At 59.9% G+C, this 12471-nt stretch carries 11 protein-coding genes; all 11 read right to left on the bottom strand.

Annotation, left to right across the window (positions count from 1 at the left end; all coding sequences use genetic code 11):
• Position 1 precedes the first annotated feature (1 nt).
• The 11 genes from JYU29_RS06205 to nuoG all read right to left on the bottom strand — a co-directional run bounded on the left by JYU29_RS06205 (position 2) and on the right by nuoG (position 12406).
• Entirely contained in the window at positions 2 to 1672 is a 1671-nt protein-coding gene (locus JYU29_RS06205) for a ribonuclease J (protein WP_431192826.1), read from the bottom strand.
• 10 nt (positions 1673 to 1682) lie between these two features.
• The gene (locus tag JYU29_RS06200; protein WP_213983828.1) at positions 1683 to 2510 is read right to left on the bottom strand and encodes a biotin--[acetyl-CoA-carboxylase] ligase; all 828 of its coding nucleotides are present in this window, start codon (positions 2508 to 2510) and stop codon (positions 1683 to 1685) included.
• 3 nt (positions 2511 to 2513) lie between these two features.
• Complete coding sequence (gene nuoN / locus JYU29_RS06195) at positions 2514 to 3953, bottom strand: NADH-quinone oxidoreductase subunit NuoN (RefSeq protein WP_213983827.1); 1440 nt, start codon at positions 3951 to 3953, stop codon at positions 2514 to 2516.
• A gap of 14 nt (positions 3954 to 3967) precedes the next feature.
• The gene (locus JYU29_RS06190; protein WP_213983826.1) at positions 3968 to 5476 is read right to left on the bottom strand and encodes an NADH-quinone oxidoreductase subunit M; all 1509 of its coding nucleotides are present in this window, start codon (positions 5474 to 5476) and stop codon (positions 3968 to 3970) included.
• On the bottom strand, positions 5476 to 7464 hold the full coding sequence (gene nuoL, locus JYU29_RS06185) for an NADH-quinone oxidoreductase subunit L (RefSeq protein WP_213983825.1): 1989 nt from the start codon (positions 7462 to 7464) through the stop codon (positions 5476 to 5478). The genes JYU29_RS06190 and nuoL overlap by 1 nt, the downstream gene beginning before the upstream one ends.
• A 10-nt stretch (positions 7465 to 7474) precedes the next feature.
• A complete protein-coding gene (gene nuoK, locus JYU29_RS06180) occupies positions 7475 to 7783 on the bottom strand; it encodes an NADH-quinone oxidoreductase subunit NuoK (protein ID WP_213983824.1) in 309 nt (102 codons plus the stop codon).
• Between the two features lie 2 nt (positions 7784 to 7785).
• Positions 7786 to 8406 (bottom strand): NADH-quinone oxidoreductase subunit J, encoded by a 621-nt coding sequence (locus tag JYU29_RS06175; RefSeq protein WP_213983823.1) that lies wholly within the window; start codon positions 8404 to 8406, stop codon positions 7786 to 7788.
• Positions 8407 to 8578: 172 nt separating this feature from the next.
• Positions 8579 to 9070, bottom strand: coding sequence for an NADH-quinone oxidoreductase subunit NuoI (gene nuoI, locus JYU29_RS06170; RefSeq protein ID WP_213983822.1), 492 nt, complete (start codon positions 9068 to 9070; stop codon positions 8579 to 8581).
• A 2-nt stretch (positions 9071 to 9072) separates the two neighbouring features.
• Entirely contained in the window at positions 9073 to 9264 is a 192-nt protein-coding gene (locus JYU29_RS06165; protein ID WP_213983821.1) for a hypothetical protein, read from the bottom strand.
• 1 nt (position 9265) lies between these two features.
• Positions 9266 to 10312 carry an NADH-quinone oxidoreductase subunit NuoH gene (gene nuoH / locus JYU29_RS06160; RefSeq protein ID WP_213983820.1) on the bottom strand — a complete coding sequence of 349 codons (1047 nt, stop codon included), beginning with the start codon at positions 10310 to 10312 and terminating at the stop codon, positions 9266 to 9268.
• Between the two features lie 9 nt (positions 10313 to 10321).
• On the bottom strand, positions 10322 to 12406 hold the full coding sequence (gene nuoG, locus JYU29_RS06155; protein WP_213983819.1) for an NADH-quinone oxidoreductase subunit NuoG: 2085 nt from the start codon (positions 12404 to 12406) through the stop codon (positions 10322 to 10324).
• Between the last annotated feature and the right edge of the window lie 65 nt (positions 12407 to 12471).

The following is a 12471-nucleotide window of genomic DNA, read 5'->3' as shown; positions in this document are numbered from 1 at the left end:
CTCAGCGCGTCACGAAGACGGTTACGATCGGCTTCTTACCCCAGACTTCGTTGGCCGACGAGCGGACCGCACGCCGCACCGCTTCCGACACCATGTCCAGATCCTTGCGGCGCTGGCGCGGGATACTGTCAAAGGCACCGATCGCAGCGTCGAGCAGAACTTCCTCGAAGTCCTCGCCTCTGCCATCAGATTCGGGAATGCCGATCGCAACCAGATCAGGATCGCCTGCGAGGTCATAGCGCTCGTCGAGCACGACATTCACCGCCACATGGCCGGCAAAGGATAGCTTGCGGCGATCACGAACGCCGGTCGCAACCTCATCGCCAATCAGGCGACCATCTTTCATGACGCGCCCGATCGGCACCTGATCGATGATCTTGGACGGACCGGGCGCCAAGCGAACCATGTCACCGTTGCGAACCTTCGGGACATCGGTGACACCGCAATCGCGCGCGAGCTGGGCATGCCCCATGAGGTGAGCCGCCTCGCCGTGAACAGGCACCGCGATCTGCGGCTTCACCCATTCATACATCCGGCGCAACTCGCTGCGGCGCGGGTGACCGGACACATGAACGAGGGCATCGCTGTCTTCGACGATCTTAATTCCCTGCTCGATCAACAGGTTCTTGGTTTCAAGAGTGGCCTTCTCGTTGCCGGGAATGGTCCGCGACGAGTAGATGACGAGATCACCCGGCGACAAGGCAACATTGCGGAACTCGTCACGCGCGAGCTTCGCAAGCGCTGCGCGGGCTTCGCCCTGGCTGCCGGTGCACAGGATCACCACCTTGTCGCGTGGGATATAGCCGTAATCCTCCTCACCGATGAACGACGGAAGACCTTCGAGATAGCCAAGGTCGCTTGCAACGTCGATGACGCGCTTGAGCGAGCGGCCGAGCACCAGCACCTGACGGTCGGTCGCCAAAGCGGCCTCTGCAACCGACTTGATGCGGCCGACATTCGACGAGAAAGTCGTGATCGCAACGCGGCCCGGCGCATTTTCGATGACACCCCGAATGCCTTCACCGACGGCTTCCTCGGAAGGCGAGTCGCCTTCGCGCAACGCGTTGGTCGAGTCGCAAATCAGCGCGGCCACGCCTTTCTGGCCAAGCTCGCGGAACCGGTTCTCGTCGATCAGTGGCGGCAGTGTCGGTGCTGGATCGATCTTCCAATCGCCGGTATGAATGACTGTTCCCACCGGCGTGGTGATTGCCAGCGAAACTGGTTCGGGGATCGAGTGGGTCACGCCAATCGCCTCGATCGAGAAAGGTCCAACCTGGAAGGTGGATCCCGCCTTGTAGATCTCGACCGGCACCTCCAGCGACTTGGCTTCCGCCGAGCGCTTGGCTTCCAAGAGGCCGGCGCTGAAGGGCGTCATCCAGACCGGCGCCTTCAGGCGCGGCCAAAGATCGAGCAGAGCGCCATAGTGATCTTCATGCGCATGCGTGATGATAATGCCGCGCAGATCGTCGAGCCGCTCCTCAATGAAACGGATGTCGGGCAAAACAAGGTCGACACCAGGCAGATCCGGGCCTGGGAAGGTCACGCCGACATCCACCACGATCCATTCGCGTGCCTTCGGCGGACCGAAGCCGTAGAGCGCGAAGTTCATGCCGATTTCGCCGACGCCTCCAAGAGGCACAAAGACCAGTTCCGCGTTGTTCTCGTCAGCCAATGTCTATCCTTTATGAAGCGGACGCCGAAGCGACAGCCCCGAAATGTACGTCACCTGCCGCGATCTGCGCCAGGCTGCCGTCGTTCAGACGAATAACGAAGCGGCAATCCTCGTCGATGGTCTCGAATGTGCCGCGAAGAACCGCGCCGTCAAGCCGCACGGCCACATCGCCGCCTAGGCCAGCGGCTCTTGCAAGCCAAAGGTCGCGGATAACAGCCAGGCCCCGCCCCTCGTCCCACAGCGCAATGTTGCGCGCCCAGGCTGCGCTGAGCAGGCTGAGCAGGTCCTCGGCCGTCAGATCAGCACCCAGAGCCTGCAGCGATGTTGCGGGATAGGGAAGATCTGCGGGGTGAGCGACTACGTTGACGCCGATCCCGACAGCAACGGCGAAGCGCCCGTCCGGCAGGAACGTCGATTCAAGCAAGATGCCGGACAGCTTGGCACCATCAGCCAAAACATCGTTCGGCCACTTCAAGGCAAAGCGACTGCCGTCCCGCATCCCGCCAGCATCGGCTGCGACCGAAAGATCGGCGTCAGGCAGAGCTGCCTGCAGAGCGTCCGAGAGCGAGAGCCCTGCCACGAAGCCGAGCGTGGCGGCTCTCTTGGGATCATGGCTTCCGACCACCAGCAACGTTGCCGCGAGATTGCCGACCGGCGTTTCCCAGGCGCGACCCCGTCGCCCGCGGCCACTTTCCTGTTTCAGCGCGCAGATCCAGAGATTGCCCGCGTCACCATTCGTTGCACGCTCCAGGGCAAGGGCATTTGTGGAACCGACCGTATGATGGCCCTCCAAGCGATACCCTTGATCCAGTGCCTCCGGAGCGAGTTGGAACGTCATTCCTCAGAAGAAGGACATTGCTGCGGCTTCCGCCATATTGCCGAGCGGACCACCGATGAGCACGTAAAGCAGCGTAAAGGCAGCCGACACAGCCAGAACAACGCGCAACTCACCGGCAACAGGAACGAAGCTGCCGACAGGCTCATCGAACCACATGATCTTGATGAGACGCAAGTAGTAGAAGGCACCCACCACGGAAGCGAGAACACCGATCACCGACAAGGCGTAAAGACCGGAGTTGATCGCCGCCAGGAAGACGTACCACTTGGCCCAGAAGCCTGCCAAAGGCGGGATGCCAGCGAGCGAGAACATCATGATGGTCAGAACGAGCGCCATCAGCGGATGGGTCGTAGAAAGACCGGCGAGATCGTCGATATTCTCGACATTGCCTTCCTTGCGGCGCATCGCGAGAATGACGGCGAAGGTGCCCAGCGTCATCGCCAGATAGATCGCCATGTAGAGCACGACGCCGCGAACGCCCGTTTCGGAGTTGGCGGCCAGACCGACCAGAGCAAAGCCCATGTGGCCGATCGAGGAATAGGCCATCAGGCGCTTGATGTTGCGCTGACCGATGGCGGCAAACGAACCAAGCAGCATGGACGCGATCGAGATGAACACGATGATCTGCTGCCAGTCCGGTGCGATCGGCGCAAACGCTTCCATGGTGACGCGCACTGTCAGCGCCATGGCAGCCATCTTGGGCGCAGCAGCCATGAAGGCGGTGATCGGCGTCGGCGCGCCTTCATAAACGTCCGGCGTCCACATGTGGAACGGCACGGCGGAAATCTTGAAAGCCAAGCCGGCCAGAACGAAGACCAGACCAAAGACGAGGCCGAGCTGACGCTCCGAACCGTTCAAGGCGAGTGCGATTTCCTGGAAGCCCGTGTGGCCAGTGTAACCGTAAACCAGCGAAATGCCGTAAAGCAGCATGCCGGAAGACAATGCGCCGAGCACGAAATACTTCAGACCGGCTTCCGTGGAGCGGAGGCTGTCGCGATTGAAGGCGGCAAGCACATAGATCGCCAGCGACTGCAGTTCGAGGCCAAGATACAGGCCAAGCATGTCGTTGGCTGTGATCATCAGCATCATACCGAGCGTACAAAGCACGATCAATACGGGGAACTCGAACTTGTCGAAGCGCTCGCTCTTGGCGAAGCCGACCGACATGAACAGCGTGACCGCCGAACCGATGAGCGCAAGGCTCTTCATGAAGCGGCCGAACGCGTCCTGAATAATAGCGCCGCCAAAGGCATAGCCGTCACGACCGTAGAACCACATCCACAGGAGCGCTGCCACGAGCACGGCAACGCTCAGACCGGTGACAAGCCGGTTGGCTCGCTGTTCCGCGCTGAACACGCCGATCATCAGAAGCGCGACTGCGCCGACGGCGAGGATGAGTTCCGGGCCAAGCAGCGAAAGGCTTGTGGAAAGAGCCGTAGTCATTGCTGCGGACGTCCTTACTTCGCGAGCGAGGCGGTATCAGCCGCGCCCGTCGCCTGGGAGATATGGGAGATCAACGCGTCGACCGAAGCGGTCGTTACATTGAAGACCGGAGCCGGATAAACGCCGAAGAAGATCGTGAGCACTACCAGCGGATAGATGATGGCCTTTTCGCGCGTCGAGAGATCCAGCATCGACTTCAGGCTCTCCTTGGTCAAGGCGCCGAAGATGATGCGGCGATAGAGCCAAAGCGCATAAGCCGCCGAAAGGATGACACCGGTGGCCGCGAAGAAGGCGACCCAGGTGTTGGCGCGGAAAGCACCCATCATGGTCAGGAACTCGCCCACGAAGCCACTGGTGCCCGGCAGACCGACATTGCCCATCGTGAAGATCAGGAACACGACCGCGTAGTTCGGCATGTTATGCACCAGACCACCATAGGCAGAGATCTCACGGGTATGCAGGCGATCATAGACCACGCCGACGCAGAGGAAGAGCGCACCCGAGACGAGGCCGTGCGACAGCATCTGGAAAATGGCGCCCTGAACGCCTTCGGCATTCATCGCGAAGATGCCCATCGTCACAAAGCCCATATGCGCAACCGACGAATAGGCGATCAATTTCTTCATGTCCTCCTGCATCAACGCGACCAGCGAGGTGTAAATGATCGCTATGACCGACAGCGTGAAGACGAAGGGCGCGAAGTAGTCAGACGCATCCGGGAACATGGGCAGCGAGAAGCGCAAGAAGCCATAGCCGCCCATCTTCAGGAGAATGCCTGCCAGAAGTACGGAGCCCGCCGTTGGCGCTTCAACGTGCGCGTCCGGCAGCCAGGTATGAACCGGCCACATCGGCATCTTGACCGCAAACGACGCGAAGAAGGCGATCCATAACCAGTATTGCATGCTGGCCGGGAACTCATGCGTCATCAGCGTCGGAATGTCGGTCGTGCCCGCCTGCCAGAACATGGCCATGATAGCGAGCAGCATCAGCACCGAGCCGAGCAGCGTATAAAGGAAGAACTTGAAGCTCGCATAAACGCGGCGCTTGCCACCCCAGACGCCGATGATGATGAACATCGGGATCAGGCTTGCTTCGAAGAACACGTAGAAAAGAACGATGTCGAGTGCACAGAACACGCCGATGACCATCGTTTCCAGGATGAGAAACGCGATCATGTATTCCTTGACGCGCTTCTCAACGGATACCCAGCTGGCCGCGATGCAAAGCGGCATCAGGAAGGTGGTCAGGATAACGAACAGCATCGAAATGCCGTCGACACCCATGTGGTAGGAAATGCCGGAGTCGAGCCAGCTCGTCTTTTCCACCATCTGGAAACCGGACTGGCTGTTGTCGAAGCCGATCCAGATCAGAAGCGACAGGACGAAGGTAAACACCGTCGTCAAAAGCGCGACGTTGCGGATGTTGCGACGTGCGCTCGCGCCATCGTCACGGATCAGGAAGATCAGGAACGCGCCAACGAGCGGGAGGAACGTGACCGTCGAGAGAATTGGCCAGTCAGTCATCAGAAGCTGTTCCCCAGCATCATCCAGGTGACCAGCGCGGCGATGCCGATCAGCATTACAAAGGCGTAGTGGTAGAGATAGCCGGTCTGCAGACGCACGACACCGCGCGTGACATCGACAACCCGTGCGGCAATGCCGTCTGGTCCCATACCATCGATCACGCGGCCATCACCCTGCCTCCAGAGGAAGCGGCCAAGGCGCATGGCCGGGCGCACGAACAGGAAGTTGTAGAGCTCGTCGAAATACCACTTGTTGAGAAGGAACTGGTAGAGGCCGTGATGCTGAGCAGCCAGTCGCTTCGGTGTTTCCGGCGAGCGGATGTAGAACTGGTAGGCCAGCAGGAAGCCGACGATCATCGCGATGAAGGGCGACAGCTTCACGAGCAACGGCACATGGTGGAAGTGCTCGAGGATCTCGTTTTCGGGCAGGGTGAACAAAGCGCCCTTCCAGAATTCGTTGTAGTCGTGGCCGACAAAATATTCGTGGAAGAGAACGCCCGCAAAGAGGGCACCAACTGCCAGGATATAAAGCGGCACCAGCATCACCGGCGGTGATTCATGCACGTGGTGCATGACGTCAGCCGACGCGCGCGGCTTGCCATGGAAGGTCATGAAGATCAGGCGCCAGGAATAGAAGCTGGTGAACACGGCGGCGAGCACGAGCATGATGAAGGCGTAGCCGCTTGCCGCATTATGCGCAGCAAACGAACCTTCGATGATCGCGTCCTTCGAGAAGAAGCCGGCGGTACCGAGAATCGTCGTCGGAATACCGACGCCGGTCAACGCGATCGTGCCGATCACCATCATCCAGTATGTGGTCGGGATAAGCTTACGCAACCCGCCCATCTTGCGCATGTCCTGCTCGTCGGACACGGCATGGATCACCGAACCCGAGCCCAGGAACAGCAGCGCCTTGAAGAAGGCATGCGTGAAGAGGTGGAACACGGCGGCGCCGTAGAAACCCGTACCAAGCGCGACAAACATATAGCCGAGCTGCGAACAGGTCGAATAAGCGATTACGCGCTTGATGTCGTTCTGAACCAGACCGACGGTTGCGGCGAAGATTGCCGTGGTCGCGCCGATGAAGGTGACGAAGGTCAGAGCCGTCGCGCTGTGCTCGAAGATCGGCGACAAGCGGGCCAGCATGAACACGCCGGCGGTCACCATGGTTGCAGCGTGGATCAGCGCCGACACAGGCGTCGGGCCTTCCATCGCGTCGGGCAACCAGGTGTGCAGCGGGATCTGTGCGGACTTGCCCATCGCGCCCATGAAGAGCAGCAGGCAGACAACCGTCAGAGCGGCCTGGTTGTTCAGCGCATAACCGAGGAAGGTCAGGGCAACCTGCCCCTGCGGCGCAGCACCTTCTGCCGGAATGAAGGTCGCGACATTGGCGAAGATCGTATCGAAGTTCACCGAACCGAACAGAACGAAGACGCCGAAGATGCCGAGCGCGAAGCCGAAATCGCCGACACGGTTGACGATGAACGCCTTCATGGCCGCAGCACTGGCCGACGGCTTCTTGTACCAGAAGCCGATCAGCAGATACGACGCCAGGCCCACGCCCTCCCAGCCGAAGAACATCTGGATCAAATTGTCCGATGTCACCAGCATCAGCATGGCGAAGGTGAAGAGCGAGAGGTAAGCGAAAAAGCGCGGCCGATGCGGATCGTGGTGCATGTAGCCAATCGAGTAGATGTGCACCAATGCAGACACGGTGTTGACCACGATCAGCATGACGGCGGTCAGCGTATCGATGCGCAGTGCCCAGAAGACGTCGATGCCGCCGACCTGAATGAAGCGCAGAACCGGAACGGTGAAGGCTTTGGTCTGACCGAGCGCAACCGTGAAGAAGGCAATCCACGAAAGAACGGCAGCCACGACCAGGAAGCCGGACGTGACGTATTCGGACGCCTTTGCACCGATCGAGCGACCAAACAGGCCGGCGATCAGGAAGCCGAGGAGCGGAAGAAAAACAATGGCCTGATACATGGCGCTGCCGTCAGCCCTTCATCGCATTAACATCTTCAACCGCGATGGAGCCGCGATTGCGATAGAAGACCACAAGGATCGCAAGTCCGATGGCCGCCTCTGCGGCTGCCACCGTCAGAACGAACAAGGCAAAGACCTGGCCAACCAGATCGCCCAGTACGCTGGAGAAGGCGACGAAGTTCAAGTTGACCGCCAACAGGATCAACTCGACCGACATCAAAATGACGATGATGTTCTTGCGGTTCAAAAAGATGCCGAAGATGCCGAGCGTGAACAGAACGGCCGAAACGGTCAAAAAGTGGGAGATGCCTACTTCCATGGTCAGATACCCTTGCCCGTCTCGACCTTCTTGACCTCGATCGCCGTTGCCGGCGTCCGCGCGACCTGAGCGGCAACCGACTGGCGGCGCACGTTCGGCTTATGACGAAGCGTCAGCACGATCGCGCCGATCATCGCAACCAGCAGGATCAGACCGGCCATCTGGAAGTAATGGACGTAATGCGTGTACAGAATGTCGCCGAGCGCTGCCGTGTTGCTGCGCACCGCGAGATCGGGCGTCGGCATGGATGCCGTTGCCGCAAGCTCAGGCGTGAAGGCGTATCCACCCGCAACCACGATCAACTCGGCCGCCAGAACGATGCCGACGAGTGCGCCAACCGGCGCATATTGAAGCGCACCGCTCTTCAAGGCTGCGAAGTCGACGTCGAGCATCATCACGACGAACAAGAAGAGAACCGCCACCGCGCCGACATAAACCACCAGCAGAATCATCGCCAGGAACTCGGCACCCGTCAGCAGAAACAGGCCGGCGGCGTTGAAGAAGGTGAGGATCAGGAAAAGAACCGAATGAACGGGGTTCTTCGCCGCGATCACCATGAAGGCAGACGCCACGGCGACGAAAGCGAAAAGATAGAAAAAGGCCGCCTCTATACCGGTCAGCATGGGTATCCTCGGTTCTCGGCGCCGTGTTCGGAGAACACGACATGCAGGCAGCTTACCCCCTCGGGCAGATGCCAGCTCCTCTTAATTTGCGTTCCGCGAAAGGGGAAGGATCATTCGCGGTCTGGTGTCTTCCAAGCTGTGCAGACGGATCATGCGCCCTCACCCCTGGTTATCAGCGATACGGCGCGTCGAGCTGGATGTTGCGCGCAAGTTCGCGCTCCCAACGGTCGCCGTTCGCCAACAGCTTGTCCTTGTCGTAGTAAAGCTCTTCGCGGGTTTCGGTGGCGAACTCGAAGTTCGGCCCTTCCACGATCGCATCCACCGGGCAGGCTTCCTGGCAGAAGCCGCAATAGATGCATTTCACCATATCGATGTCGTAACGCACGGTGCGGCGGGTGCCATCGTTGCGGCGCGGGCCGGCCTCGATGGTAATGGCCTGCGCCGGGCAGATCGCTTCGCACAGCTTGCAGGCAATGCAGCGTTCTTCACCGTTGGGATAACGGCGCAAAGCATGTTCGCCACGAAAGCGCGGGCTCACTGGCCCTTTTTCGTGCGGGTAGTTGATCGTGTGCTTGGGTGCAAAGAACTGCCGCATGGAAAGGCCGAACGCCTTTACGAATTCAATCAGCAGCAGAGACTTTGCGGCCTGGGCAAAGGCGGACATCCTCAGTCTCCAAATAAGGCAGGCGCGACGAACCAGCCCGCAGCAGGAAGAACAATCATTTGAATCAAGGCACTTACGTGCAGTGCCTTACGTGTTTCATCCAGATCGACGCGCCGGCTGAGCGCAAGGCTGAACGCGGCAAAGCCGAGCGCGATCACCAAGCCAACCAATGCACCGATCATGGAAAGCGACATATCAGGCGAACCCTGTGATCTTGAGAAAGGCCGCCGTAAGCACAACCATCGCCAGCGAGATGGGCAGGAAGATCTTCCAGCCCAGACGCATCAGCTGGTCATAGCGATAGCGCGGAACAAAGGCCTTCACCATCGCGAACATGAAGAAGACCATGCACAGCTTCAGCACGAACCAGATGACGCCCGGCACCCAGGTGAAGGGGGCAAAGTCGAACGGCGGCAGCCATCCACCCAGGAACAGGATGGTGGTGAGCGCGCACATCAAGACAATCGCGACATACTCGCCAAGGAAGAACAAGAGGAACGGCGTCGACGAATATTCGATCATATGACCGGCGACGAGTTCCGACTCGGCTTCAACCAGATCGAAGGGCGGACGGTTCGTTTCAGCCAGCGCCGAAATAAAGAAGATGATGAACATCGGGAACAGTGCCAGCCAGTTCCAGTCGAGGAACGTGTTCGGCAGGCCGAGCATCGTGCCAAGGCCGGTATGCTGCGACAGAACGATGTCCGTCAGGTTAAGCGAGCCGACGGTGAGAAGCACGGTGACGATCACGAAGCCGATCGAGACTTCATAAGACACCATCTGTGCAGCCGAACGCAGCGCGCCCAGAAACGGGTATTTCGAGTTCGACGCCCAACCGCCCATGATCACGCCATACACTTCAAGCGAAGTAATCGCGAAGATGTAGAGAACGCCGACGTTGATGCTGGCAATAGCCCAGCCTTCGCTCACCGGGATAACGGCCCAGGCCGCGATCGCCAGAACGGCGGAGACCATTGGTGCCAACAGGAACACGGCCTTGTTGGCGCCGGACGGAATCACCGGCTCCTTGAAGACGAACTTCAACAGATCGGCAAATGCCTGGAGCGTACCCCATGGACCGACCACGTTCGGGCCGCGGCGCAGCTGAACGGCGGCCCAGATCTTGCGGTCGGCGTAAAGCAGGTAGGCCACGCCCACGAGCAGGATCACCACCAGAACCAGCGACTGGATCAGGATGAGCAGTGGCGGCCAGACATAGACCCAGAAGAAGGAAGTTTCCATCGCCATCTCTTATTCCGCTGCCTGCTGGAAACCGCTCTGCGCAAGCGAAGAGCATTCGGCCATCACAGCAGATGCACGGGCAATCGGGTTGGTGAGGTAGAAGTCCTTCACCGGAGAAACAAAAGCGCCACGCTCGAAGTCGCCACCAAGATCGGCCAGAGCCGAAAGGCCCGCCATATCCGCTGGCGCGATCTCATCGATCGCGGCCAGATGCGGGAACTCGGCAAAGAGCTTGGCACGCAGCTGAGCCAGGTTGTCGAACGGCAGCTTATGGCCGAGGACGTCAGACAGAGCGCGCAGGATGGCCCAGTCTTCCTTGGCTTCGCCTGGCGCAAAGCCGGCACGGTTGGCAAGCTGAACACGACCTTCGGTGTTCACGAACAAACCGGACTTTTCCGTGTAGGTGGCACCTGGAAGAATGACATCAGCACGATGTGCGCCGGCATCGCCATGGCTGCCGATGTATACGGTGAACGTGTCCGCACCGATCTGGTTCATGTCGAACTCATCGGCGCCAAGCAGGAAGAGCACATCGAGCGCACCCATCATCTGGGCAACCGACTTGCCGTTCGAGCCCGGCACAAAACCGATATCGAGACCGCCGACGCGCGCTGCCGCAGTATGAAGCACCGCAAAGCCGTTCCAGTCTTCAGCGACGGCGCCCACGGACTCGGCGAGCTTTGCTGCAGCCGACAGAACAGCCGAACCATCGGCACGCGCCAAAGCGCCCTGCCCTACGATGATCAGCGGACGCTCGGCCTTGTTCAGGACATCGAGGAAGTCGAGCTTGCCATCAGACAGCTGGGTCAGCGTATCCGTGCCGGCACCGAGCATCTCGTAGTCGTAACGCAGATCGCCCATGTCGCCAATCACGCCGATCGGCATGCCCTTCTGACGCCATGCCTTGCGAATGCGCGCATTCAGCACCGAGGCTTCGAAGCGCGGATTCGAGCCGATGATCAGAACGGCGTCAGCCTGTTCGATGCCGTCGATGGTCGGATTGAAGATGTAGCTTGCGCGGCCGTGAGCGGGATCGAGTGCTGCACCATCCTGGCGGCAATCGATGTTGGCCGAACCGACCGAGCCCATCAGGCTCTTCAGCGCGTACATTTCCTCGACGGTTGCCAGGTCGCCAGCAATCGCACCGACACGGTCACCCGCCTTGCCGGCCATAGCCGTCTTCACCGCTGCAAAGGCTTCGGCCCAGCTTGCCGGCTGCAGGCGACCGCCGCGACGGATGTAAGGACGATCGAGCCGCTGTGTGCGCAGGCCATCCCAGATGAAGCGGGTCTTGTCGGAGATCCACTCCTCGTTCACTTCGTCATTCACGCGCGGCATGATGCGCATGACTTCGCGGCCGCGCGTATCAACGCGGATCGCCGAACCTACCGCATCCATGACGTCGATCGATTCCGTCTTCGACAACTCCCAAGGACGCGCCTGGAAAGCATAGGGACGCGAGGTGAGCGCGCCGACCGGGCAGAGATCGATGACATTGCCCTGCAGTTCGGACGTCATCGCCTGTTCGAGATAGGTGGTGATCTCGGCATCCTCGCCGCGGCCGATCAAACCGAGCTCGGAAATGCCGGCAACTTCAGTGGTGAAGCGGACGCAGCGCGTGCAGTGGATGCAGCGCGTCATGATCGTCTTGACCAGCGGACCGATATACTTGTCTTCAACCGCGCGCTTGTTCTCACCATAGCGGGAAGCGTCGACGCCGAAGGCCATCGCCTGGTCCTGCAGATCGCACTCGCCGCCCTGATCGCAGATCGGGCAATCCAGCGGATGGTTGATGAGCAGGAACTCCATCACGCCTTCGCGGGCCTTCTTGACCATCGGCGTGTTGGTGAACATTTCCGGCAGCTCGCCGTTCGGACCCGGACGCAGATCCTTGACACCCATGGCGCAGGAAGCCTGCGGCTTGGGAGGTCCACCCTTTACCTCGACCAGGCACATGCGGCAGTTTCCGGCGATCGACAACCGCTCATGGAAACAGAAACGCGGCACCTCGGCACCCGCATCCTCCGCTGCCTGAAGCAGCGTGTAGTGGTCGGGTACCTCTATTTCTTTCCCGTCGACCTTGAGCTTAGCCATGATCTGCCAATTCCTTTGGATCCTGAAGGCCAGTGCCTCCTGATCCACTCTACCAATATCGTGCC

This window comes from Tianweitania aestuarii (assembly GCF_018457165.1).
GTDB classification, from domain to species: domain Bacteria; phylum Pseudomonadota; class Alphaproteobacteria; order Rhizobiales; family Rhizobiaceae; genus Tianweitania; species Tianweitania aestuarii.
Note: the sequence above shows the minus strand (reverse complement) of the source record. Positions and strands in the feature narration are given on the sequence as shown.

Bases quoted from the DNA above. Each gene is read 5' to 3' on its own strand.
- nuoG (WP_213983819.1), bottom strand. From the start codon at position 12,406: ATGGCTAAGCTCAAGGTCGACGGGAAAGAAATAGAGGTACCCGACCAC.
- nuoH (WP_213983820.1), bottom strand. From the start codon at position 10,312: ATGGAAACTTCCTTCTTCTGGGTCTATGTCTGGCCGCCACTGCTCATC.
- nuoI (WP_213983822.1), bottom strand. From the start codon at position 9,070: ATGTCCGCCTTTGCCCAGGCCGCAAAGTCTCTGCTGCTGATTGAATTC.
- nuoK (WP_213983824.1), bottom strand. From the start codon at position 7,783: ATGGAAGTAGGCATCTCCCACTTTTTGACCGTTTCGGCCGTTCTGTTC.
- JYU29_RS06190 (WP_213983826.1), bottom strand. From the start codon at position 5,476: ATGACTGACTGGCCAATTCTCTCGACGGTCACGTTCCTCCCGCTCGTT.
- JYU29_RS06200 (WP_213983828.1), bottom strand. From the start codon at position 2,510: ATGACGTTCCAACTCGCTCCGGAGGCACTGGATCAAGGGTATCGCTTG.
- JYU29_RS06175 (WP_213983823.1), bottom strand. From the start codon at position 8,406: ATGCTGACCGGTATAGAGGCGGCCTTTTTCTATCTTTTCGCTTTCGTC.
- nuoL (WP_213983825.1), bottom strand. From the start codon at position 7,464: ATGTATCAGGCCATTGTTTTTCTTCCGCTCCTCGGCTTCCTGATCGCC.
- nuoN (WP_213983827.1), bottom strand. From the start codon at position 3,953: ATGACTACGGCTCTTTCCACAAGCCTTTCGCTGCTTGGCCCGGAACTC.
- JYU29_RS06165 (WP_213983821.1), bottom strand. From the start codon at position 9,264: ATGTCGCTTTCCATGATCGGTGCATTGGTTGGCTTGGTGATCGCGCTC.